Below are 21,493 nucleotides of genomic sequence, written 5' to 3' on the forward strand. Positions count from 1 at the left end.
GGTGCAATCAATGAATCCGTTAAAAATAGTTAAACTCGTGGTGCTGCTTTGTTTGCCGATATTCAGTAGTGCAAGCTATGCGGTTACCTGTACAGCAAACAGCGTCTCCGTACACGTTGATCCCATTAAAATCAGCCACAGTACCACCGCTGGGGACACCGTTTGGGTGTCCAATCCACAAACCGTTAGCGTCACTTGCCGCGACACAGACTATATGCCCCACGGCGAAGCCGCCAGAATCTACATCGACCCTGATCATGAGTTTGCGCATTTTCTGCAGGGAACCAATATGAAACTGGTGGTGAGCATTGATGGTCGCCCCTACGATCAAAGCGCCCAGGCCGTCACCACCCAATATCAGGCAACGTTGCCCCGAACACGTTCAGACAACTACTGCAGCAGTAATAACCACAGCCATGCCAGTGACTGCCAGGCGCGCCCACAAACATTTTCTTTCACCTTTAACCTCAGTCTGGTCGCTACCGGAAAACTCCCGGATCCTTTGCCTGCGCTGGCCGGTCGCACCATCAACAAAGTTTTCGTCGTCGACGGTATTGGCAGCATTAACGCCTGCGGTTCGCATTGCTCCACCAGCAATCCGGCAAAAAACTTTGGCCCCGCGCTTAATGGCCTGAATAACATCAGTTATATCAACTGCGAACCGCTCGTCTCTATCAGCTCTGACAAAGGAACGGATACCGTCGAGTTTGGCAGGATCAGCATTACCGAAGCAAAAGTGGGAAAAGATAACAGCCACAGTAAACAGTTTGCCGTTATTGCCGCAGAAGCCGCCGGGAAGCATGAATGTCGCGGCATCAACTACGCGGTAACGTTTACCGGCACCACAAGCAACAGCGGCGCAGTTTTTACCGGTCAGGGTACGCCAGATATCGGCGTGACGCTCCAGGATGCTGCACACCCCGGCTCCGGGGACATTATCAGCGGCAACCGTATAGATTTTGCCAGCAGCGCATTTACCAACCAGAGCGACAGCCGACGCAAAGAATTCATGGCAACCCTGTTCTGGCTGAAAAATCCTCCCCAACCCGGCACATTTAGTATCCCTGTCAATGCGACGGTGACCTTTAAATAACAGGCGCAGGACGATGCAGATCGTCCTGCGCGTCTCGCACCAGGCATAAAAACCGCAGTCGTACGCTTAACCCGCCTAATGTTTCACTCCGTGATAGCTCAGGGTGCGTGCGGTGCAGACGAGCAATGTCGTTGACCAGTGCCAGGCCTATCCCGGCGCCAGGGACATTACCGACGTTTTCAAGGCGATGAAACGGTAGCAGCGCCTGGTGCACCATCTGCTCATCGATACCCGGCCCGCTATCTTCAACCACCAGCACCAACGCCTCTCCTTTTCGCAGTAGACGGGCGGTTACCACACCATGCGGTGGCGTGTATTTCAGTGCGTTATCCAGCAGATTCCCGCACAGTTCGCCAAGCAGGACTTCATCGCCCTCAATCCACACCGCATCCTGTTCCCCTTCATAGCCCAGATCGATCCCTTTACTGCGCGCCTGCGCCAGTCGAGTGAAACAACTGCTTTGCACCACCTCATACAAATTAACCGGCGAGAAGTGCCTTTCTCCTTGCTCTTTGCGCTTCACAGCCGACAACTGTAACAGCCTTTCCGTCAGTTGAATGGTGTTGTCCAGCGTGGAGCTCATGGCTTGCAGACTCTCATACCATTGCTGCGGCTGCTGGCTGGCGAGGGCCACCGACGCCTGAGTTTTTAGCACCGCCAGCGGCGTTTTAAGCTGATGGGAAGCATCCGCGCTGAAGCGTTCCTGGCGAGAGATCAGGCCGCGAAGTCGGTCCAGATAACGGTTGAATGCCACAATCAACAGACGGGTTTCCGACCACGGCAGCAGCTCCGGCAGCGGCGTCAGCAGCCCAGGCTCGCGACGCACCATCAGCGATGACAGCTGGCGCATCGGGCGTAACACCCGACGCAGCAGCCAGCCGACCAGCACCAGCGTGAGCAGCACCAGCAGCCCTTGCGAAACCCACGAGGAAAACAGCAGCTGTCGCGCCAGGTAACGTCGCGATTGCAGCGTTTCGGCGACATAAATCTCGGCCATGCCGATAATGCCGCCCTCGTTGACGGGCTGCAGCAGACGCGCCACGCGAATTGCCTGCCCGCGATATTCAGTGTGATAAAACCACGCCAGCGCCGGATAAAGCCGCGTACGCGATGTCGCAGGCGGCATCGCAGGTAAATCGTCATAACCTGAGATAACCTTCCCCGCCGGATCGACCACCTTGTAATACAACCTGTCGTTCATATTCAGCTCAAAGCTGTCCAGCACCACCCACGGCACATTCACTTCCAGCTGTTTGTTGTGCACCACCAGTCGCTCGGAGACGGTTCTGGCAGACGAGAGCAGCGTCCGGTCATACGCCTGCGTCGCCGCCTGTAGCGCGCTGACATAGCTGTTAAATGCCGACAACCCCCACAACAACATGAGCGGCAAACCCAGAAACATCAGCAGTTGCAAGTACAACGATTGGGGTTTAACCCACTTCATCGCTACGCTCCAGCACATAGCCCAGTCCGCGCAGCGTGGCGATGCGCACATCGCTTCCCTGTAGCTTTTTACGCAGACGATGGATGTAGAGCTCAATGCTTTCGGGGCTGACCTCATCGTTTAGACTGAAGACCTGTTCAAACAACTGCTGACGCGAAACCGGTCGCAATCGACGGTACATCAGCACCGTCAGCAATGCCTGTTCGCGCGGCGTGAGCGCCAGCGGCTGCCCCTGCAACAGAAAATAGCCCTCATCGTGAAACGCCAGTTCGCCCAGTTGCTGTATGCCCTGCACCTGCCCCGCGCTGCGGCGTAGCAAAGCCCTCAGCCGGGCATCCAGCTCCTCGATTTCAAACGGTTTTGCCAGATAATCATCGGCCCCAACGTTCAATCCTTTCACCCGATCGGCCACCGCGCTGCGCGCCGTCAACAGCAGCACAGGAAGCGTCTGCCCGCGTTTGCGCAGGCGCTGAACGACGTCAAGACCATCCAGTCCCGGCATATTGATGTCCAGCACCGCCAGCGCGTACGTTTCGCTATGTAAAAGATGGTCGGCCGCCAGGCCATCAAAAACACAGTCGACGGCAAAACCGTTTTGCACCAGCGCTTTCTCCAGCCAGTGAGCTAACTCACGGTTATCTTCCGCTAATAAGAGACGCATATCACATCCTGTAAAGTTTCTGCCGCATTGAAAGGGAATTGAAAGGTTAATGTTTTAACAATCACGCAACCGAACTGCTACACATCGGCTCACATAATCACAAAAATCTTCTTCCGTACCCGAAAATCCGGTTTTCCGGCGTGAGGATAAACAATGAAAAAACAGTTACTTCGTACCCTTACTGCAAGCATTTTACTGATGAGTACCTCTGTTCTGGCGGAACAAGCGCCATCGCGCACAGAATGTATCGCCCCTGCTAAACCTGGCGGTGGTTTCGATCTCACCTGTAAGTTGATTCAAGTGAGCATGATGGAAACCGGCGCTATCGAAAAACCAATGCGCGTAACCTACATGCCCGGTGGCGTTGGCGCCGTGGCCTATAACGCGATCGTCGCGCAACGTCCGGCTGAAGCGGGTACCGTAGTGGCATTCTCCGGCGGCTCGCTGCTGAACCTGTCACAAGGGAAGTTTGGTCGCTACGGCGTTGATGATGTCCGCTGGCTGGCAAGTGTGGGCACTGACTACGGCATGATTGCCGTACGCCAGGACTCACCATGGAAAACGCTGAAAGATCTGCTGACGGCAATGGAGAAAGATCCTAACAGCGTGGTCATTGGCGCAGGCGCCTCTATCGGTAGTCAGGACTGGATGAAGTCGGCGCTGCTGGCGCAAAAAGCCAATGTCGATCCACACAAGATGCGCTATGTGGCCTTTGAGGGCGGCGGCGAACCGGTCACCGCGCTGATGGGGAATCACGTCCAGGTGGTTTCCGGCGATCTCAGCGAGATGGTGCCTTATCTTAGCGGCGACAAAATCCGCGTGCTCGCCGTGTTCTCTGATGAACGTCTGCCAGGCCAGTTAGCTAACGTGCCAACCGCCAAAGAGCAGGGTTATGACCTCGTGTGGCCCATCATTCGTGGCTTCTACGTTGGACCAAAAGTCAGCGACGCCGAGTATCAGTGGTGGGTTGATGCCTTTAACAAACTCCAGCAGACCGATGAGTTTAAAAAGCAGCGCGATCTGCGCGGCCTGTTTGAATTCAACATGAGCGGTAAGCAGCTCGACGAATACGTGAAAAAGCAGGTCACGGATTACCGTGAGCAGGCGAAAGCCTTCGGTCTGGCGAAATAAGCGCAGAGGCAAAGATGATGAGCGATCGTATTTTTGCAGGTATCTGGCTGTTGCTCTGTATAGCCGGGCTGTTCGTAGCCTGGCAAATCACCAGCGAATACAGCTATGAGCCGGTTGGGCCGCGTCCCTTTCCGCTTGGCATTATCAGCCTGATGCTGGTATGCGCCGTGGCGCTGCTGTTGCGCCATCCCGACACCATCAGTTGGCCCCGCCGTCACGTGCTGCAAAAGCTACTGACGATGGTGATTGTTCTGTTGATGTACGCCTGGGGTTTCGAATGGCTCGGTTTTCCCATCGCCACCGCCATTCTCACCGTGGTGATTGGCATGCTGTTCGGCGCAACCATTCCGGCTGCGGGGATTTCCGGCGCGGTACTCGGCATTCTGCTGTGGTATGCCTTTGACCGACTGCTTGACGTCACCTTACCACTCGGCGCCTGGCTGGGTTAACGGAGAAACGATGGATACCTGGATTTATCTTTCTCAGGGTTTCGCGGTGGCCATGACGCCGGAAAACCTGGTCATCGCCCTGATTGGCTGTTTTGTCGGTACCATTGTCGGGCTGTTGCCTGGTCTTGGACCCATTAACGGCGTGGCGATCCTGCTGCCTCTGGCCTTCGCTTTGCATCTGCCAGCAGAATCTGCGCTGATCCTGCTGGCTACGGTCTACATAGGTTGTGAATACGGTGGACGTATCTCCTCCATCTTGCTGAATGTTCCCGGCGATGCGGCGGCGATTATGACCGCGCTGGATGGCTACCCGATGGCGCAGCAAGGCCGCGGCGGCGTTGCGCTCTCTATCTCGGCGGTCAGCTCTTTCATTGGTTCGCTTATCGCTATCGGCGGCATCATTCTGTTTGCCCCGGCGTTAGCCCAATGGTCGCTGGCCTTCGGTCCGGCGGAATACTTTGCCTTAATGGTTTTCGCCATTGCCTGCCTCGGCAGCATGATGGCGCAAAACCCGCTGAAATCATTTCTGGCAGCGCTTATCGGTCTCGGCCTTGCGACCGTCGGCGTAGACGCCAATACCGGGGTTTATCGCTTTACCTTTGACAGCGTTCATCTCTCCGACGGTGTGCAGTTTATCGTGGTAGTGATTGGGCTGTTCTCAGTCTCTGAAATACTGTTAATGCTGGAACATACCAGCAGTGGCCAGACGCTGGTGCGTAAAACGGGCCGCATGTTATTTAACGCCAAAGAAGGTGCGCAGTGCGTTGGCGCAACCCTGCGTTCATCGGTGATTGGCTTTTTCGTCGGCGTCCTGCCCGGCGCGGGCGCAACCATTGCCAGCGCTATCACCTATATGACCGAGAAAAAGCTCAGCGGCAATAGCGACAGCTTTGGCAAAGGGGATATACGCGGCGTGGCGGCCCCCGAAGCCGCCAACAACGCCTCGGCCTGTGGCTCCTTTATCCCGATGCTGACGCTCGGCGTACCGGGCTCCGGCACCACGGCGGTGATGATGGGCGCTCTGACGCTGTACAATATCACCCCGGGTCCGGCCATGTTCACCGAACAGCCGGATATCGTTTGGGGGCTGATTGCGGCGCTGCTGATTGCTAACGTGATGCTGCTGGTGATGAACATCCCGTTGATCGGCCTGTTTACCCGTATGCTGACCATCCCCTTGTGGTTTTTGGTACCGGCTATCGCGGCAGTCTCCGCGGTGGGCGTGTATGCCGTCCACAGCACCACTTTCGATCTGGTGCTGATGGTTGCCCTCGGCGTGCTGGGCTACATATTGCGCAAAATGCACTTCCCGATGTCGCCGTTGATTTTAGGCTTCGTTCTCGGGGAAATGCTGGAGCAGAACCTGCGTCGGGCGCTGTCTATCAGTAACGGTAATATGGATATTCTGTGGGCCAGCGGCGTGGCGAAAGTGCTGCTGGTGATGGCGGTACTGGTTATCGTGGTCCCGCCAGTGCTACGCCTGATTCGTAAACGTAACAGCAAACCGCAGGTGGATATCAGCTAATAATATGCCGGGTAGCGGCGCTGACGCGCCTTATCCGGCATTTTCATCTTAATTCCTGAACGGCACTGAGTACGTGCTCAACAAACCGCGTCAGCTTGGGCAGCGGACGCAAATCTTGTCGCCACAGTAGATGAATCGGCCGCGGCTGCGGCGTAAACTTTTCCAGTATCCGAATCAGTTTCCCGGTAGCCAACTCTTGCGCCAGCAGCACCTCCGGTTGCAATAACAGTCCGGCCCCCGCTACCGCCGCCATACGCAGGCCATGACCATCGTTACAGCGCAGGATCGCATCGCGCTTCCATCTGACTTCGCCCGTCACGCCAGGCAGTATCCATTCGTTGCGAGCCGTCCACACGGTATGGGACAGGCACAGATGATCCACCAGATCCGCTGGCGTAAGGGGCGTGCCATGACGGGCAAGATAATCCTTTGATGCACAGATCGCCATACGGTAAGGACACAGGTATTTCGCCACCACATCAGTCTGATGGATATCGCCAATACGGATCGCCAGGTCGACGCCTTCATTCACCAGATCAACCATCCGGTTGGTCAGATCCAGTTCAATGCGCACCTCTGGCCAGGCCTGTAAAAACGCAGCGGCCAGCGGCGAGATAACGCAAGCGCCAAAAGAAGTAGGCGCGCTAATGCGCAGCGTCCCCGCAGGGGCCAGCCGCAGACGCTCTACCGAACGCTCAGCTATCGACACCTGCTCCAGCACGCGGCGGGCTTCTTCAAAATAGACACGCCCGGCATCGGTCAGGCTCTGGCGGCGAGTATTGCGCTCCAGCAGACGCGTGCCGAGCTGTGCTTCCAGTTGGGTGATATATTTTCCCACCATCACCGCAGACATCTCGAGTCTTGTTGCCGCGGAGGTAAAGCTTCCGCTCTCCACCACGGCGATAAACGTTTCCATGCCGCGCAGCTTATCCATATTACAAACCTCTGGTTAGTAATCATCTAACTTATAGCCAGTTTATCCGATTTCATTTTCATTAAAGAATAGCGGCTCACACTATTCTGGAGGTGGTTATGAAAATCGTCATTATTGGTGCCAGCGGTACAGTGGGGCGCGCAGTCACAGAAACGTTAAGCCGTAAACATGAGGTGATCCGCGTAGGTCGCACGCAGGGAGATTACCAGGTCGATATCACCTCGCAGGAGAGTGTCGGGGCATTGTTTGAAAAAGTCGGTCGGGTAGATGCGATCGTTTCCGCCACCGGCAACCTGTTCTTTGGCCCGCTGTCGACAATGACCGACGAGGACTTTAATCAGGGATTACAGGATAAGCTGTTAGGCCAGATACGTCTGGCATTAACCGGGCAACATTTCCTCAATGATGGCGGCTCTATTACGCTAATTAGCGGCATTATCGCCCATGAACCCATCGCACAAGGGGCGAATGCGGCAACGATCAATGCCGGGCTGGAAGGATTTGTGCGCGCTGCTGCCTGTGAGCTAGGTCGTGGTCAGCGCATAAACCTGATAAGCCCAACCGTACTCAGTGAATCCGCCGAAGCATACGATGGTTTCTTCCCAGGCTTTGAAAGCGTCCCCGCCGCTACCGTTGCCAACGCCTATCGCCGCAGCGTGGAAGGCATCCAAACCGGACGCATTTATAAAGTCGGTTACTGACTTTGCTGCTGCCGTTGAGTTACCCTCAGCGGCGCATAATTAACTCTTTGTTTTAAAATAACATTACCTGTCCTCCCTTCTCCTCCCCGCACTTAGCCTCACTTTTTATAATGTTAAATAATTGTTGTTTTTGATCACAAATAACAAACAAATAAGCCCATTCTGTGCGCGTTTTTCAAAAATGTAGATATTTTTAATTTATGGCTACGAAACGAGCTGCGCCATATCTCCCTGACAATCTACTGAGAGGAACGATTTGATGAACGCACTGACTGCCGTAAAACCGAACGCTGATGATCCAGCCCAGCACTACAGCGGTTTCACGTTGAAACCATCAGCCCAGTCCCCACGCCTGCTGGAGCTGACTTTTTCCGCTGAGACCACTGAGCAATTTCTGAAAGCCGTAGCGCAGTGGCCGGTGCAGGCACTGGAATACAAATCCTTCCTGCGCTTCAAAGTGGGCAAGATCCTCGACGACCTGTGCGGCAATCAGTTGCAGCCTTTGCTGCTGAAAACGTTGCTCGATCGTGCCGAAGGCGCACTGCTGATCAACGCTGTTGGCGTGGATGATGTGGCACAGGCTGAAGAGATGGTCAAGCTGGCGACGGCGGTAGCGCATCTTATCGGGCGCTCCAATTTTGATGCGATGAGCGGTCAATACTATGCCCGTTTTGTGGTGAAAAACGTTGATAACTCAGACAGCTATCTGCGCCAGCCGCACCGTGTAATGGAGCTGCATAACGACGGAACCTACCTCGAAGAAATCACCGACTATGTGCTGATGATGAAGATTGACGAGCAGAACATGACCGGCGGTAACTCGCTGCTGCTGCACCTCGACGACTGGGAACATCTGGATCAGTACTTTACCCACCCGCTGGCGCGTCGCGCCATGCGCTTTGCCGCACCGCCAAGCAAAAACGTCAGCCAGGAAGTGTTCCATCCGGTGTTTGACGTTGACCAGCAGGGCCGCCCGGTGATGCGCTACATCGACCAGTTCGTCCAGCCAAAAGATTATGAAGAAGGCGTCTGGCTGAGCGATTTGTCCGATGCGTTGGAAACCAGCAAGGCCATTATTTCCGTTCCGGTTTCAGTCGGTAAATTCCTGCTAATCAACAACCTGTTCTGGTTGCACGGTCGCGATCGCTTCACCTCGCATCCTGACCTGCGCCGCGAGCTGATGCGCCAGCGTGGTTATTTCGCTTACGCGACAAACCACTACCAGACTCATCAGTAAGCGCGAAGGAATAAAGCGGATGTATGATTTTGTGATTATTGGCGGCGGCATTATCGGCATGTCGACCGCCATGCAGCTGATTGATGTCTATCCGGACGCCAGAATCGCGCTGCTGGAAAAAGAGTCCGGCCCGGCCTGTCATCAGACGGGCCACAACAGCGGCGTAATTCATGCCGGGGTCTATTACACCCCCGGCAGCCTGAAGGCGCAGTTTTGCCTGGCCGGAAATCGCGCCACAAAAGCCTTTTGCGATCAAAACGGCATCCGCTACGACGTCTGCGGAAAAATGCTGGTTGCCACCTCCGAACTGGAAATGGAGCGCATGCGCGCGCTGTGGGATCGCACCGCCGCTAACGGCCTTGAGCGCAAATGGCTGAATGCGCAGGAGCTTCGCGAGCGTGAACCCAACATCACCGGGCTGGGCGGTATTTTTGTTCCGTCGAGCGGGATCGTCAGCTACCGCGAAGTCACCGCCGCGATGGCGAAGATATTTCAGGCCAAAGGCGGTGAGATTATCTACAACGCTGAGGTCAGCGCGCTAAAAGAGCACGCTGCGGGCGTTGTCGTACATACCCGTCAGGGTCAGGAATTTGAGGGAGCGACGCTGATCAGCTGCTCTGGCCTGATGGCGGACCGACTAGTGAAAATGCTCGGCGTTGAACCCGGCTTTATCATCTGTCCGTTCCGTGGCGAATATTTCCGTCTGGCGTCAGAACATAACCAGATAGTCAACCATCTGATCTACCCCATCCCCGACCCGGCGATGCCGTTTCTCGGCGTTCATCTGACCCGGATGATTGACGGCAGCGTCACCGTGGGCCCCAACGCGGTACTGGCATTTAAACGTGAAGGCTACCGTAAACGCGACTTCTCGCTCAGCGATACGCTGGAGATCCTCAGCTCTTCCGGCATTCGTCGCGTGCTGCAAAACAACCTGCGCTCAGGACTTAGCGAAATGAAGAATTCGCTGTGCAAAAGCGGTTATCTGCGGCTGGTACAAAAGTACTGCCCGAGTCTGACGCTCAAGGATCTGCAGCCCTGGCCTGCAGGCGTGCGGGCACAGGCTGTGTCGCCGGACGGCAAGCTAATCGACGATTTCCTGTTTGTCACCACGCCACGCTCAATTCACACCTGTAACGCGCCTTCTCCGGCAGCAACGTCGGCGATCCCTATCGGCGCGCATATTGTCAGCAAAGTTCATGCGCTGCTGGAGAACCAGAGTAATCCCGGACGCACGCTGCGTGCGGCACGTAGCGTGGAAACATTACACGCCGCATTCACCCGTTAAAACGATTTAGACAGGACGCAATTATGCAACTTAACGATCCAACCTTATTTCGCCAGCAGGCACTGATCGACGGCAACTGGCGTGACGCCAACAGCGGCGAGACCATCGCGGTGACCAACCCCGCCAGCGGTCAGCAATTAGGTAGCGTACCGAAAATGGGGGCGGATGAAACCCGCGAAGCGATTAACGCCGCTAACCGCGCTCTGCCCGCCTGGCGTGCACTGACCGCCAAAGAGCGGGCCAACATCCTGCGCCGCTGGTTCAACCTGATGATTGAGCATCAGGACGATCTCGCCCGTCTGATGACCCTGGAACAGGGTAAACCGCTGGCAGAAGCCAAAGGTGAAATCACCTATGCCGCTTCCTTTATTGAGTGGTTTGCCGAAGAGGGCAAACGTATCTATGGCGATACGATCCCCGGCCACCAGGCCGACAAACGCCTAATCGTCATCAAACAGCCGATCGGCGTTACCGCCGCGATTACGCCGTGGAACTTCCCCGCGGCGATGATTACCCGCAAAGCCGGTCCGGCGCTGGCGGCTGGTTGCACAATGGTGCTTAAACCGGCCAGCCAGACTCCCTACTCCGCACTGGCGCTGGCAGAGCTTGCCAATCGCGCCGGGATCCCGGCAGGCGTTTTCAGCGTGGTGACCGGTTCAGCGAGCGCGGTCGGCAACGAGCTAACTGGCAACCCGCTGGTACGCAAGCTGTCATTTACCGGCTCAACCGAAATTGGCCGTCAGTTAATGCAGCAGTGCGCCAAAGACATCAAAAAAGTGTCGCTGGAGCTGGGCGGCAATGCGCCGTTTATCGTCTTTGACGATGCCGATCTCGATAAAGCCGTAGAAGGCGCACTGGCATCGAAGTTCCGTAACGCTGGCCAAACCTGTGTCTGCGCCAACCGCCTGTACGTGCAGGACGGCGTGTATGACCGTTTTGCCGAAAAACTCCAGCAGGCAGTGAGCAAACTGCACCTCGGCGATGGTCTGCAACCTGACGTCACCACCGGACCGCTGATCGACGAGAAAGCGGTAGCCAAAGTGCAGGAACACATCGCCGATGCTCTGGATAAAGGCGCGCGCATTATCGCGGGTGGCAAACCTCACGCACTCGGCGGCAACTTCTTCCAGCCCACCATTTTGGTGGATGTGCCTGACAACGCGAAGGTCGCCAAAGAAGAGACGTTCGGCCCGCTGGCTCCGCTGTTCCGGTTTAAGGACGAGGCTGACGTCATCGCTCAGGCTAATGACACTGAGTTTGGTCTGGCCGCCTATTTCTACGCCCGTGATTTGAGCCGCGTCTTTCGCGTTGGCGAAGCGCTGGAATACGGCATTGTCGGGATTAACACCGGCATTATCTCCAACGAAGTCGCCCCGTTTGGGGGAATCAAAGCCTCCGGTCTTGGCCGTGAAGGATCGAAATACGGCATCGAAGACTACTTAGAAATCAAATATATGTGCATCGGCCTTTAATAAAATAAATACTGGAGAACACCTGATGAGCACCAACAAAGAACTTATGCAACGTCGCAGCAACGCCGTTCCCCGTGGCGTAGGACAAATCCACCCTATTTTTGCCGAGCGTGCAGAAAACTGTCGAGTCTGGGACGTTGAAGGCCGTGAATTCCTCGATTTTGCTGGCGGTATTGCGGTGCTGAACACCGGCCACCTGCACCCGCAGATCGTCTCTGCGGTAGAAGCACAGTTGAAAAAGCTGTCCCATACCTGTTTTCAGGTGCTGGCCTATGAGCCGTACCTGGAGCTGTGCGAAATCATGAATAAGAAAGTGCCGGGCGATTTCGCTAAAAAAACCCTGCTGGTGACAACCGGCTCGGAAGCGGTGGAAAACGCGGTGAAAATCGCCCGCGCCGCCACCAAACGAACCGGCACTATCGCCTTCAGCGGCGCTTACCACGGTCGAACCCACTACACCCTGTCGCTGACCGGGAAAGTAAACCCGTACTCTGCAGGAATGGGACTGATGCCGGGCCACGTGTATCGTGCGCTTTATCCTTGCCCGCTGCACGGCATCAGTGAAGACGATGCTATCGCCAGCATTCACCGTATCTTCAAAAATGATGCCGCTCCGGAAGACGTTGCCGCCATCGTGATTGAGCCCGTCCAGGGCGAAGGTGGTTTTTACGCCGCCTCTCCTGCTTTTATGCAACGTCTGCGCGCCATTTGTGATGAGCACGGCATTATGCTGATTGCCGATGAAGTACAGAGCGGCGCGGGCCGTACCGGTACGCTGTTCGCTATGGAGCAGATGGGCGTTGCGCCCGATCTCACCACCTTCGCCAAATCTATTGCCGGTGGCTTCCCGCTGGCGGGAGTGACCGGGCGCGCCGAAGTCATGGACGCAATCCCACCGGGCGGTCTGGGCGGTACCTATGCCGGTAACCCGATTGCCTGTGCCGCCGCCCTGGCGGTACTGAATATTTTCGAACAGGAAAATCTGCTGCAAAAAGCCAACGAGCTGGGGCAAACCCTGCGCGAAGGCCTGCTGGCTATCGCGGAAACCCACCGCGAGATTGGCGATGTACGCGGGCTGGGAGCGATGATCGCAATCGAACTGTTTGAAGACGGCGATCACACGAAACCAGACGCCAAACTGACCGCGGAAATCGTCGCGCGTGCGCGCGATAAAGGGCTGATCCTGCTCTCCTGCGGACCTTACTACAACGTACTGCGCATTCTTGTCCCACTGACCATTGAAGATGCCCAAATCCGCCAGGGGCTGGACATTATCGCTCAGTGTTTTGCCGAAGCGAAGCAGGGTTAACACCGCATTCGACCAATAAAAAACGCAATCCTCAGGCAGGATAAGGCGGAGCCGCCATCCGGCAGACAGGGTCAATAACAATAAATACGCGTGCCCCGGCGCGGGAATGCCGGGGTGCTCTCCCAAGTGAAATACTTTCGAGAGGTTTAAAAGATGGGGCAAGTGTCACAATCACATGATTTAGGGGGCGGGCTGAAATCACGCCACGTCACCATGCTGTCTATTGCCGGGGTTATCGGCGCAAGTTTGTTTGTGGGTTCAAGCGTGGCGATTGCAGAAGCCGGTCCCGCAGTATTACTGGCCTATCTGTTCGCCGGATTGCTGGTGGTGATGATTATGCGCATGCTGGCCGAAATGGCCGTTGCCACCCCGGATACCGGTTCCTTTTCCACCTACGCCGATAAGGCCATCGGCCCGTGGGCGGGTTATACCATCGGCTGGCTGTACTGGTGGTTCTGGGTGTTGGTTATCCCGCTGGAAGCGAATATCGCCGCCATCATTCTGCACTCCTGGGTTCCAGGCATTCCTATCTGGCTGTTTTCTCTGGTTATCACGTTGGCATTAACCGGCAGTAATTTGCTGAGCGTCAAAAATTACGGTGAGTTCGAGTTCTGGCTGGCGCTGTGCAAAGTGATTGCCATACTGGCGTTTATCACTCTCGGCGCGGTGGCGATTAGCGGTTTCTACCCCTATGCCGAGGTCAGCGGAGTTTCGCGCCTGTGGGATCAGGGCGGCTTCATGCCCAACGGCTTTGGCGCGGTGATCAGCGCGATGCTAATCACCATGTTCTCCTTTATGGGCGCAGAGATTGTTACCATCGCCGCCGCCGAGTCCGATACCCCGGATAAGCACATCGTCCGCGCCACCAACTCGGTTATCTGGCGTATCTCCATCTTCTATCTGTGCTCTATTTTCGTGGTCGTCGCGCTGATTCCGTGGAACATGCCGGGACTGAAAGAGGTGGGCTCTTACCGCTCGGTGCTGGAGTTACTGCATATTCCACACGCGAAGCTGATCATGGACTGTGTCATATTGCTGTCGGTAACCAGTTGTCTGAACTCCGCGCTGTATACGTCCTCGCGTATGCTTTACTCCCTGAGCCGTCGTGGCGATGCTCCCGCCTTTATGGGTAAAACGAACCGGAGTAAAACGCCTTATGTGGCGGTGTTGCTGTCTACGGGGGCCGCGTTCCTCACCGTGGTGGTCAACTATTACGCCCCGGCCAAGGTGTTCAAATTCCTGATCGACAGCTCCGGCGCCATCGCCCTGCTGGTTTATTTGGTGATTGCAATTTCCCAACTGCGGATGCGCAAAATCCTGCTGGCGCGAGGCGGTGAAATTAAACTGAAAATGTGGCTCTATCCGTGGCTTACCTGGCTGGTAATCGCCTTTATTATCTTTGTGTTGGTGGTGATGCTCTTTCGCCCGGCTCAACAACTGGAAGTTATCTCTACCGGGTTGTTAGCCATAGGAATTATTTGCACCGTGCCTATTATGTCACGCTGGAAAAAACTGCTATCGTGGCAAAAAACACCGTTGCAAAATACGCATTAAACCTTTTCCCGGCGCAGGCCGGGAAAACCGTTCAGGAGTAAGACCATGACCGCCATTCCCCAACCGACGGCCATTGATGGATACCGCTGGCTGAAAAACGACATCATCCGCGGTGTGTATCAGCCTGATGAAAAACTGCGTATGAGCCTGCTGACCTCACGCTATGAGCTTGGCGTGGGACCGCTACGCGAAGCGCTTTCGCAGTTGGTTGCCGAGCGGCTGGTCACGGTGGTCAATCAGAAAGGGTATCGTGTCGCCCCAATGTCCGAACAGGAGTTACTCGATATTTTCGATGCCCGCGCCAATATGGAAGCCATGCTGGTCGCGCTGGCCATTGAACGCGGCGGCGACGCCTGGGAAGCTGAAATCCTGGCGCGGGCGCATATGCTCGGCAAGCTTGAAGCCGTTGACGCCAGTGAACAGATGCTCGACGAGTGGGATCAGCGCCATCAGGCTTTTCACTCGGCAATTGTCGCTGGCTGCGGTTCACAGTATCTGCTGCAAATGCGCGAACGGCTATTCGATTTGGCGGCGCGCTACCGGTTTATCTGGCTGCGAAAAACGGTGCTGTCGGTGGAGATGTTGGAAGATAAACACGATCAGCACCAAACGCTGACCGAAGCAATTCTGGCACGCGATGCTGCACGTGCCAGCGAATTAATGCGCCAGCACCTGCTGACGCCCATTCCGATTATTCAACAAGCGATGTCCGGCAAATTGCTGACGCAATAAGCCTGAACATTCTTATTGTTCTGGAATACGCAAAACCTGCCCTGGATAAATTTTATCCGGGCTTTTCAGCATCGGTTTATTCGCTTCAAATATCTGGTTATACAGGTTGGCGTTACCGTATACCTGTTTGGCAATAGCGCTCAGGGTATCTCCTGATTTTACGGTATAAAACTGGCTTTCACTCGCCGGCGCAGAAGTTTTTACCTGATCGTCGACGCTGGCAATACCAGAGATATTACCAATCGCAATCAGGATTTTTTCTTTCGCTTCCTGACTTAATCCATCGCCAGAAACGGTGGCTTTACCTTCGTTAATTTGGACGTTCACTTTATCCGCATCCGGGATGCCCGTTTTGTTCAGGTGTTCCTGTACCTTTTTTGCCAGATCGGCAGTGTCATGGTTGCCAGTAACCGCATCCCACAGTTTTTCACCCGCATCTTTTACAAAATTAAAGAGTCCCATATCCACCTCAGTAGTTAACAATCAACACCAGGAAGTGTAGCAGAGGAGTAAGGAGCGCAAAGAAAACGGCGCCAAAGCGCCGTAGTAGAAAGGTAATTAGTTACGCGTTTGTATCCAAAAGGCGTGGATCAGACCCGGGATGTAGCCCAGCAGCGTCAGAACAATATTGAGGATAAATGCCCAGCCTAACCCCTTCCCCAGCAGCACGCCAAGCGGGGGCAGAATAATAGTAAAAACGATTCTCCAGAAACCCATACACACTCCATACAAGCAAAAAGTTACTCATTGTTTAAAAAGAGATTTTATCTCTAAGCATAGTCAGTGTACCTAACTCTGCCAGCCTTCCCCTGCTGTTTTACCCTCCTTTACGCTCTTTACGCTCTTTACGCTGGCGTACGTTGACCGATTATTTTAGAATAAGCTTAATTTAGAACATGCTTAAATACATATGACTGAACTTGAACAACTCCAGGCCAGCGCTGAGCAGGCTGCCGCCCTGCTAAAAGCGATGAGTAACCCGAAAAGGTTGCTGATTTTGTGCATGCTCTGCGGCTCACCCGGTACCAGCGCGGGCGAATTAGCCCGTGTTACCGGCCTGAGTCCTTCCGCCACTTCGCAGCATCTGGCGCGTATGCGTGAAGAGGGCCTGATAGACAGCCAACGCGATGCCCAGCGCATCCTGTACTCCATCAAAAATGCGGCCGTGAATTCATTGATCGCCACATTAAAAACACTGTATTGCCCATAAGGAGCCATCATGACCATTGGGACGATTTCCCCGCGCGAGGCGCAGACGCTGGTCGCACAAGGCGCAAAACTGATTGATATCCGCGATGCTGACGAGTATCTGTACGAGCATATTCCGGAGGCGCATCTGGCGCCATTACCTACGCTAGAGCAGGGATCGCTGCCTGCGAATTTACGCGCCGGGCAGGTGATTTTTCACTGCCAGTCAGGCAAACGTACACAAAACGCGGCGACAAAACTGAACGCTATTGCCGCGCCTGCGCAGGTCTGGTTGTTGGAAGGTGGTATTGACGGCTGGAAAGCCGCAGGTTTTCCGGTGGCAAAAGATCGTTCACAACCGTTACCGCTGATGCGCCAGGTGCAGATAGCCGCCGGCAGCCTTGCCTTACTCGGCGTCATTCTGGGCTACACCGTTAGCAGCGCCTTCTTCCTGCTGAGCGGTTTTGTGGGCGCCGGGCTAATACTCGCTGGCGTGACCGGCTTTTGCGGCATGGCGCGATTGCTGGATATCATGCCCTGGAACCGACGTACTCATTAAGCGGTAATCATTGAAACTGCGCTGTACCCGCTGATTGACGTGATCTATGGTGAGTTCTGCGATAAATAAAGGAGAGCAATATGTTTAAACCTGGCGATCTGGTTCAACCACGCATGGGTGGACCTAAACTGAAAGTTGTCGAAGTCAATGGCGATCACATTGTGGCGGTACACGCCAGTAATGAAAGCGGCGAAAAATTCACGCTAAAAGCAGCTGACGTGACGCGATATACCGAAGAGGGTGATTTTGGCGTTTGCTGAAAATAAGCGGTGAGGTCGCCCTCACCGCATTAATAATCAGATCAAAAAGTCATCAAGAGATTTACCGGCAGCCAGTGCCTGGGCAATTGGCTTCGGTGTGCGACCCTGTCCGGTCCATGTTTTTGTTTCACCATTGAGATCGGTAAAACGATATTTCGCCGGGCGCGGCTGACGTTTTTTAACTGAACGTGCCGTCGCAGGCGTCATGCTCAGTAGCTCTTCCGGATTGATCCCGTCTGCCTGCATCAGCGCCAGCAAAGTATTAATTTTTTCCTGCTGTTCTGCACGTTGGCGCTGTAGTTGTTCTTCTTCATCGCGGCGTTCTTTGGTCACTACCCTGAATTTTTCAAGCATATCTTCCAGCACGTCAACGGAAAATTCACGAGCCATTGCACGCAGCGAGCGGATATTATTTAAGTTTTTTAACATTGAACTCATATTAACAAAACCTCTTTAACGTAAAACATAAAAACGGTATTACCCTAAATATTGTATGCAACTGCTTATTATATTTCCAGTCTAATTTATTCGCATATTACTAATCAAAAAAGCTAATTCGTGTATTTATCTCATCCATTTTGATATCACCTATGCGATATATTCTATTCCTCTGCTAGTCGCTATAAATATACTTGCAAGGAGTCTCAGGGTATCACTCGAGAAACAGGCCACAACATCGCGCGGAGTCGGTGCGTATACATATTGCACATTAGTCAACATTGAGAAAAGGAGCGCAAAAAATTCAGAAAAACAAATTTACATAACCCATTGATCTAAAATGCCTTTAATTAAATCAGCAACGAAAATACCAAAACGAACAAAAAACAAACCATTGCAGAGCATTTTATCGACAAAAAGGTAATAAATAAAAATTTTAAGCTAGTTGCTAGTTATTATCCAGGCAGATATCCTATTCAAACGCGAAAGCAGCAAGACAAATCACTAGCAAGAAGGTATTCAAAACCTTTTTTTCCCTTTTTACAAGGAGCATTAACATGTTCTCTCCGCAGTCACGCTTGCGTCATGCAGTAGCAGACACGTTCGCGATGGTTGTTTATTGTTCTGTCGTGAACATGTTGATCGAAATATTCCTTTCTGGAATGAGCTTCGAACAGTCTCTGTACTCCAGACTGGTGGCTATCCCCGTCAACATACTGATCGCGTGGCCATACGGCATGTATCGCGATTTGTTTATGCGCGCGGCGCGTAAAGCCACGCAATCAGGATGGGGGAAAAACCTGGCGGACGTGCTGGCTTATGTCACCTTCCAGTCACCAGTGTATGTGATTATTCTATTGACGGTTGGCGCAGACTGGCACCAGATTACGGCTGCAGTAAGTTCGAACATCGTGGTATCAATGCTGATGGGCGCGGTCTATGGCTACTTTCTTGATTATTGCCGCCGCCTGTTTAAGGTCAGCAGCTATCACCAGGCTAAAGCCTGACAGATCTCTTCGCGACTGGCCCTGCCAGTCGCATTATTAGTTTGAACTAACGTCGCCAAACAACCCACTCAGATAACGCTCAAGCGCAATTCGCGAACTGAAGCCGTGCGGAATACCATAATGTTCGTGAGTCTCTCCGGCTAAATATAGCGGGAATTGCTGGTAGTGATCGCAGGTTTTAATATCCGTCGCAGGTTCCGCCAGCGAAGAGCTGCGCTCTTTTAGCGTGGGATGGATAACTAATGCGGTACGTCCCATACGTGCTTCACGGTTAACGTACACATAATTTTCGCCACGACGATAGCCGTACGTTTTTTGCGTCACTACATCGACGGTAAAGCCCACTTTTTCAAGTACGCGCGCCACCTCATCAGGTCGTAAATACATATATTTTCCTCGTTATCTTTTTTACTGCGGGCTTACCTTACCTGATTCAGCATTAGCAACGCTTTCAGAAAAGTCCATAAACGAGTGGCGATGGTGGGACGAATATCTTAAGAACCGCGCAGAATTATGTCAGCGCCATCCGCAGTTGATACGCCGCCTGCTGCGCCATTTCCACCGAGCTGATGTTGGTAAACGACAGCAATATTCCCCCCTTTCCTGCTGAAGTTATTCGCCAGCGGCTTAACGCCTGAACCGCCAGCCCGGCCTGATTCGCTTTGCGCACTAGCGCAACATCATCTCCGTCGACAGTTATCACCAGCTGAATCCCTCCTTCCTGAGGAATGACGTTAAATCCTTGTTCGCTCAGCGCGTTTTCCATCCATTGACGTCGCAGGGCATAATTCTGGCGCATACGTTTTAAGTGCCGCCAGAAGTGGCCATCTTGCATAAAATCCGCCAGCGTTTGCTGCCATAAAACCGGAACGCTACAGGCCGTTAGCGCCGCCTGCTGACGAAAATGTTCGACCTGAGTCAGGGGTACCACCAGCCATGCCGTGCGCAAAGCCGGAAACATCGATTTGCTGAACGTTCCGGCATAAATCACCCGCTGGGGCGCATCCAGACTTTTTAGCGGCGGCAACGGTTTGCCGTGGTAGCGAAATTCACTGTCGTAATCATCTTCAATGATCCACGCCTGCGCCCGAGTCGCCCATTCAAGCAGTTGGTGGCGACGGTCTAATGACAGGGCGACGCCCAGCGGACTTTGGTGTGCGGGAGTGAGCAGCACAAAACGCGCCTGCGGGTAGTCACGGATCCCAGCGCAGACATCCAGGCCATCGGCATCAACTGCCACCGGCATCAGCTCAATGCGCTCCTGAGCCACCACAGGGTGAATCAACGGAAAGCCAGGATCTTCGACCCACATCCCCTCACCGGGTTGAGACAGAGCGCGCAGGATTAACGTCATTGATGCCGCGTAGCCTGAAGTAATAAAAATCTGCTCCGGCTGGCACTCAATACTGCGTGAGACGCGCAGGTAATCGACAATCGCCTGACGTAAAACCCGTTCGCCGCAAACATCGCCCACGGCCAGGTCAAAACGCGTTTGGGTGCGTAAACGCCGCCCCCTCACCCGCGCCCAGACGTCCCGCGGGAAGAGATCGAGTGCGGGTAATCCCATCTGAAAAGGCTGCGGCCTGGGGTTTTCTCCGGCGAAGATGGCGGGAGACACAGGTGCGTTTTCCGGTCGCAGTTGCTCACTGACAAATGTTCCTGCCTGCCCGCGTCGCGCGAGCCAGCCCTGCGCCACCAGATCTGCATAGGCATTTTCCACCGTCGATCGTGATACCCCCAGCTCCTGGGCCCAGGTCCGACTGGAGGGTAATCTTGTGCCTGGCTTTAGTTCACCTTTCTCAATGGCGTTTTTTAACTGACGGGCGATTTGCTGATAGCGTGGCATTTATGGTCTGCTTTTTTGGCAACAATATGGCTCTCTGTAGCAGTCCATTATAGTGCTACATTGCGGGTCATCCAAACGAGGAGAAATACCATGACAATGTTACGCCAGCCCTATTATGAACTCAGTCCTGAAATCTATAACGCTTTGGTTCAGGCCAGCAAAGCGCTGGAAAACTGCGCGCTGGAACCTACGCTGACGGAACTGATTTACCTGCGAGTCTCGCAAATCAACGGCTGCGCCTTTTGCCTGGAAATGCACAGTAAGGCGCTGCGCAAATCCGGTGTTGCGCAGGCCAAACTGGACGCGCTGGCAGGCTGGCGGGTGAGTCATCACTTCAGCGAGCAGGAGCGTGCGGCACTGGCGTGGGCCGAATCCGTCACCCATATAGCCAGCACCCATGCCGAAGATGACGTTTATCTGCCGCTGCTCAACCATTTTAGCGCGAAAGAGATTAGCGATCTGACGTTTGCTATAAGCCTGATGAACTGCTTTAACCGTCTGGCGGTAGGGATGCGCATGTGATTCTGCGCTGCCGGATGGCGACATAAACGCCATCCGGCAACCTGCCATAGTTTCTATCACTTCCTCCGTCACGCTCATCACCCATGCCCTCATCAATCTAAAATTACCATATCTTGTATGGTTGAATCTTTTTAAAACTACAT

Annotated in this window: 24 protein-coding genes; 16 read left to right on the forward strand and 8 right to left on the reverse strand. The window is 54.1% G+C overall.

What is annotated here, in order from left to right:
- The first annotated feature begins 10 nt into the window (after window positions 1–10).
- A complete protein-coding gene (locus tag OGV65_RS24135) occupies window positions 11–1,093 on the forward strand; it encodes a fimbrial protein (RefSeq protein ID WP_286455527.1) in 1,083 nt (360 codons plus the stop codon).
- On the opposite strand, the gene OGV65_RS24140 is transcribed toward OGV65_RS24135, so the two are convergent.
- Together OGV65_RS24140 and tctD are read right to left on the reverse strand one after the other, a co-directional pair.
- Window positions 1,086–2,537 carry a sensor histidine kinase gene (locus OGV65_RS24140; RefSeq protein WP_286455528.1) on the reverse strand — a complete coding sequence of 484 codons (1,452 nt, stop codon included), beginning with the start codon at window positions 2,535–2,537 and terminating at the stop codon, window positions 1,086–1,088. The two genes, OGV65_RS24135 and OGV65_RS24140, sit on opposite strands and share 8 nt — an antisense overlap.
- The gene (tctD, locus tag OGV65_RS24145; RefSeq protein WP_016157281.1) at window positions 2,524–3,198 is read right to left on the reverse strand and encodes a transcriptional regulator TctD; all 675 of its coding nucleotides are present in this window, start codon (window positions 3,196–3,198) and stop codon (window positions 2,524–2,526) included. Before tctD ends, OGV65_RS24140 begins: the two co-directional genes overlap by 14 nt.
- 153 nt (window positions 3,199–3,351) lie before the next feature.
- On the opposite strand from tctD, the gene OGV65_RS24150 reads away from it, so the two are divergent.
- The 3 genes from OGV65_RS24150 to OGV65_RS24160 are packed head-to-tail and all read left to right on the forward strand — an operon-like array spanning window position 3,352 to window position 6,303.
- Complete coding sequence (locus tag OGV65_RS24150) at window positions 3,352–4,329, forward strand: Bug family tripartite tricarboxylate transporter substrate binding protein (RefSeq protein WP_080859118.1); 978 nt, start codon at window positions 3,352–3,354, stop codon at window positions 4,327–4,329.
- 14 nt (window positions 4,330–4,343) lie between these two features.
- Window positions 4,344–4,778 carry a tripartite tricarboxylate transporter TctB family protein gene (locus tag OGV65_RS24155; protein WP_087050849.1) on the forward strand — a complete coding sequence of 145 codons (435 nt, stop codon included), beginning with the start codon at window positions 4,344–4,346 and terminating at the stop codon, window positions 4,776–4,778.
- Window positions 4,779–4,788: 10 nt separating this feature from the next.
- The gene (locus tag OGV65_RS24160) at window positions 4,789–6,303 is read left to right on the forward strand and encodes a tripartite tricarboxylate transporter permease (protein WP_016154129.1); all 1,515 of its coding nucleotides are present in this window, start codon (window positions 4,789–4,791) and stop codon (window positions 6,301–6,303) included.
- Window positions 6,304–6,346: 43 nt separating this feature from the next.
- Here the strand turns inward: OGV65_RS24160 and OGV65_RS24165 are convergent, their stop codons facing one another.
- A complete protein-coding gene (locus OGV65_RS24165; protein ID WP_016157283.1) occupies window positions 6,347–7,237 on the reverse strand; it encodes a LysR substrate-binding domain-containing protein in 891 nt (296 codons plus the stop codon).
- Window positions 7,238–7,335: 98 nt separating this feature from the next.
- Between OGV65_RS24165 and OGV65_RS24170 the strand changes: the two genes are divergently transcribed.
- From OGV65_RS24170 to csiR, 7 genes are all read left to right on the forward strand, one after another.
- Window positions 7,336–7,938, forward strand: coding sequence for a short chain dehydrogenase (locus OGV65_RS24170; protein ID WP_016154131.1), 603 nt, complete (start codon window positions 7,336–7,338; stop codon window positions 7,936–7,938).
- 259 nt (window positions 7,939–8,197) lie between these two features.
- Window positions 8,198–9,175, forward strand: a complete 978-nt coding sequence (gene glaH / locus OGV65_RS24175; RefSeq protein WP_016154132.1) for a glutarate dioxygenase GlaH — start codon at window positions 8,198–8,200, stop codon at window positions 9,173–9,175.
- Between the two features lie 19 nt (window positions 9,176–9,194).
- Complete coding sequence (gene lhgD, locus OGV65_RS24180; protein ID WP_286455529.1) at window positions 9,195–10,463, forward strand: L-2-hydroxyglutarate dehydrogenase; 1,269 nt, start codon at window positions 9,195–9,197, stop codon at window positions 10,461–10,463.
- Between the two features lie 23 nt (window positions 10,464–10,486).
- Entirely contained in the window at window positions 10,487–11,935 is a 1,449-nt protein-coding gene (gene gabD, locus OGV65_RS24185) for an NADP-dependent succinate-semialdehyde dehydrogenase (protein ID WP_181221262.1), read from the forward strand.
- A gap of 25 nt (window positions 11,936–11,960) precedes the next feature.
- Window positions 11,961–13,244: a 4-aminobutyrate--2-oxoglutarate transaminase gene (gene gabT, locus OGV65_RS24190; RefSeq protein ID WP_101700153.1), complete on the forward strand. Its 1,284-nt coding sequence runs from the start codon at window positions 11,961–11,963 to the stop codon at window positions 13,242–13,244.
- 153 nt (window positions 13,245–13,397) lie between these two features.
- On the forward strand, window positions 13,398–14,798 hold the full coding sequence (gabP, locus tag OGV65_RS24195; protein WP_047499472.1) for a GABA permease: 1,401 nt from the start codon (window positions 13,398–13,400) through the stop codon (window positions 14,796–14,798).
- Window positions 14,799–14,843: 45 nt separating this feature from the next.
- Window positions 14,844–15,530, forward strand: a complete 687-nt coding sequence (csiR, locus tag OGV65_RS24200; RefSeq protein WP_047358821.1) for a DNA-binding transcriptional regulator CsiR — start codon at window positions 14,844–14,846, stop codon at window positions 15,528–15,530.
- 12 nt (window positions 15,531–15,542) lie between these two features.
- Here the strand turns inward: csiR and lysM are convergent, their stop codons facing one another.
- Both lysM and OGV65_RS24210 read right to left on the reverse strand, forming a co-directional pair.
- Complete coding sequence (lysM, locus tag OGV65_RS24205; RefSeq protein ID WP_016154138.1) at window positions 15,543–15,992, reverse strand: peptidoglycan-binding protein LysM; 450 nt, start codon at window positions 15,990–15,992, stop codon at window positions 15,543–15,545.
- Window positions 15,993–16,088: 96 nt separating this feature from the next.
- A complete protein-coding gene (locus OGV65_RS24210; RefSeq protein ID WP_032949882.1) occupies window positions 16,089–16,247 on the reverse strand; it encodes a YqaE/Pmp3 family membrane protein in 159 nt (52 codons plus the stop codon).
- Window positions 16,248–16,440: 193 nt separating this feature from the next.
- On the opposite strand from OGV65_RS24210, the gene OGV65_RS24215 reads away from it, so the two are divergent.
- From OGV65_RS24215 to OGV65_RS24225, 3 genes are all read left to right on the forward strand, one after another.
- Entirely contained in the window at window positions 16,441–16,740 is a 300-nt protein-coding gene (locus OGV65_RS24215; protein WP_016154139.1) for an ArsR/SmtB family transcription factor, read from the forward strand.
- Between the two features lie 9 nt (window positions 16,741–16,749).
- On the forward strand, window positions 16,750–17,277 hold the full coding sequence (locus tag OGV65_RS24220) for a rhodanese family protein (protein WP_016154140.1): 528 nt from the start codon (window positions 16,750–16,752) through the stop codon (window positions 17,275–17,277).
- 80 nt (window positions 17,278–17,357) lie between these two features.
- Window positions 17,358–17,537 (forward strand): GDFGVC terminal motif YodC-like protein, encoded by a 180-nt coding sequence (locus tag OGV65_RS24225; RefSeq protein WP_016154141.1) that lies wholly within the window; start codon window positions 17,358–17,360, stop codon window positions 17,535–17,537.
- 36 nt (window positions 17,538–17,573) lie between these two features.
- Here the strand turns inward: OGV65_RS24225 and stpA are convergent, their stop codons facing one another.
- Window positions 17,574–17,975, reverse strand: a complete 402-nt coding sequence (gene stpA, locus OGV65_RS24230; protein WP_019077523.1) for a DNA-binding protein StpA — start codon at window positions 17,973–17,975, stop codon at window positions 17,574–17,576.
- A 557-nt stretch (window positions 17,976–18,532) separates the two neighbouring features.
- On the opposite strand from stpA, the gene alaE reads away from it, so the two are divergent.
- Entirely contained in the window at window positions 18,533–18,982 is a 450-nt protein-coding gene (gene alaE / locus OGV65_RS24235; protein WP_286455530.1) for an L-alanine exporter AlaE, read from the forward strand.
- A 36-nt stretch (window positions 18,983–19,018) separates the two neighbouring features.
- Here alaE and OGV65_RS24240 read toward each other — a convergent pair whose 3' ends face one another.
- Together OGV65_RS24240 and pdxR are read right to left on the reverse strand one after the other, a co-directional pair.
- Window positions 19,019–19,369, reverse strand: coding sequence for a DUF2002 family protein (locus OGV65_RS24240; protein ID WP_016154145.1), 351 nt, complete (start codon window positions 19,367–19,369; stop codon window positions 19,019–19,021).
- 124 nt (window positions 19,370–19,493) lie between these two features.
- Window positions 19,494–20,828 (reverse strand): MocR-like pyridoxine biosynthesis transcription factor PdxR, encoded by a 1,335-nt coding sequence (gene pdxR / locus OGV65_RS24245; RefSeq protein WP_286455531.1) that lies wholly within the window; start codon window positions 20,826–20,828, stop codon window positions 19,494–19,496.
- 90 nt (window positions 20,829–20,918) lie between these two features.
- On the opposite strand from pdxR, the gene OGV65_RS24250 reads away from it, so the two are divergent.
- Window positions 20,919–21,350, forward strand: coding sequence for a carboxymuconolactone decarboxylase family protein (locus OGV65_RS24250; protein WP_131346641.1), 432 nt, complete (start codon window positions 20,919–20,921; stop codon window positions 21,348–21,350).
- Window positions 21,351–21,493 lie beyond the last annotated feature (143 nt).

Origin of the sequence: Citrobacter sp. Cb004 (genome assembly GCF_030337065.1) — a bacterium.
Taxonomy (GTDB): Bacteria; Pseudomonadota; Gammaproteobacteria; order Enterobacterales; family Enterobacteriaceae; genus Citrobacter; species Citrobacter braakii.

Excerpts from the sequence above, each read along its gene's own strand:
- glaH (WP_016154132.1), top strand. The coding sequence starts at position 8,198 with ATGAACGCACTGACTGCCGTAAAACCGAACGCTGATGATCCAGCCCAG.
- OGV65_RS24155 (WP_087050849.1), top strand. The coding sequence starts at position 4,344 with ATGATGAGCGATCGTATTTTTGCAGGTATCTGGCTGTTGCTCTGTATA.
- OGV65_RS24135 (WP_286455527.1), top strand. The coding sequence starts at position 11 with ATGAATCCGTTAAAAATAGTTAAACTCGTGGTGCTGCTTTGTTTGCCG.
- csiR (WP_047358821.1), top strand. The coding sequence starts at position 14,844 with ATGACCGCCATTCCCCAACCGACGGCCATTGATGGATACCGCTGGCTG.
- OGV65_RS24225 (WP_016154141.1), top strand. The coding sequence starts at position 17,358 with ATGTTTAAACCTGGCGATCTGGTTCAACCACGCATGGGTGGACCTAAA.
- OGV65_RS24210 (WP_032949882.1), bottom strand. The coding sequence starts at position 16,247 with ATGGGTTTCTGGAGAATCGTTTTTACTATTATTCTGCCCCCGCTTGGC.
- lysM (WP_016154138.1), bottom strand. The coding sequence starts at position 15,992 with ATGGGACTCTTTAATTTTGTAAAAGATGCGGGTGAAAAACTGTGGGAT.
- pdxR (WP_286455531.1), bottom strand. The coding sequence starts at position 20,828 with ATGCCACGCTATCAGCAAATCGCCCGTCAGTTAAAAAACGCCATTGAG.
- OGV65_RS24140 (WP_286455528.1), bottom strand. The coding sequence starts at position 2,537 with ATGAAGTGGGTTAAACCCCAATCGTTGTACTTGCAACTGCTGATGTTT.
- lhgD (WP_286455529.1), top strand. The coding sequence starts at position 9,195 with ATGTATGATTTTGTGATTATTGGCGGCGGCATTATCGGCATGTCGACC.
- OGV65_RS24215 (WP_016154139.1), top strand. The coding sequence starts at position 16,441 with ATGACTGAACTTGAACAACTCCAGGCCAGCGCTGAGCAGGCTGCCGCC.
- gabP (WP_047499472.1), top strand. The coding sequence starts at position 13,398 with ATGGGGCAAGTGTCACAATCACATGATTTAGGGGGCGGGCTGAAATCA.
- OGV65_RS24165 (WP_016157283.1), bottom strand. The coding sequence starts at position 7,237 with ATGGATAAGCTGCGCGGCATGGAAACGTTTATCGCCGTGGTGGAGAGC.
- OGV65_RS24250 (WP_131346641.1), top strand. The coding sequence starts at position 20,919 with ATGACAATGTTACGCCAGCCCTATTATGAACTCAGTCCTGAAATCTAT.
- gabT (WP_101700153.1), top strand. The coding sequence starts at position 11,961 with ATGAGCACCAACAAAGAACTTATGCAACGTCGCAGCAACGCCGTTCCC.
- stpA (WP_019077523.1), bottom strand. The coding sequence starts at position 17,975 with ATGAGTTCAATGTTAAAAAACTTAAATAATATCCGCTCGCTGCGTGCA.
- gabD (WP_181221262.1), top strand. The coding sequence starts at position 10,487 with ATGCAACTTAACGATCCAACCTTATTTCGCCAGCAGGCACTGATCGAC.
- OGV65_RS24220 (WP_016154140.1), top strand. The coding sequence starts at position 16,750 with ATGACCATTGGGACGATTTCCCCGCGCGAGGCGCAGACGCTGGTCGCA.
- OGV65_RS24170 (WP_016154131.1), top strand. The coding sequence starts at position 7,336 with ATGAAAATCGTCATTATTGGTGCCAGCGGTACAGTGGGGCGCGCAGTC.
- OGV65_RS24150 (WP_080859118.1), top strand. The coding sequence starts at position 3,352 with ATGAAAAAACAGTTACTTCGTACCCTTACTGCAAGCATTTTACTGATG.
- tctD (WP_016157281.1), bottom strand. The coding sequence starts at position 3,198 with ATGCGTCTCTTATTAGCGGAAGATAACCGTGAGTTAGCTCACTGGCTG.
- alaE (WP_286455530.1), top strand. The coding sequence starts at position 18,533 with ATGTTCTCTCCGCAGTCACGCTTGCGTCATGCAGTAGCAGACACGTTC.
- OGV65_RS24160 (WP_016154129.1), top strand. The coding sequence starts at position 4,789 with ATGGATACCTGGATTTATCTTTCTCAGGGTTTCGCGGTGGCCATGACG.
- OGV65_RS24240 (WP_016154145.1), bottom strand. The coding sequence starts at position 19,369 with ATGTATTTACGACCTGATGAGGTGGCGCGCGTACTTGAAAAAGTGGGC.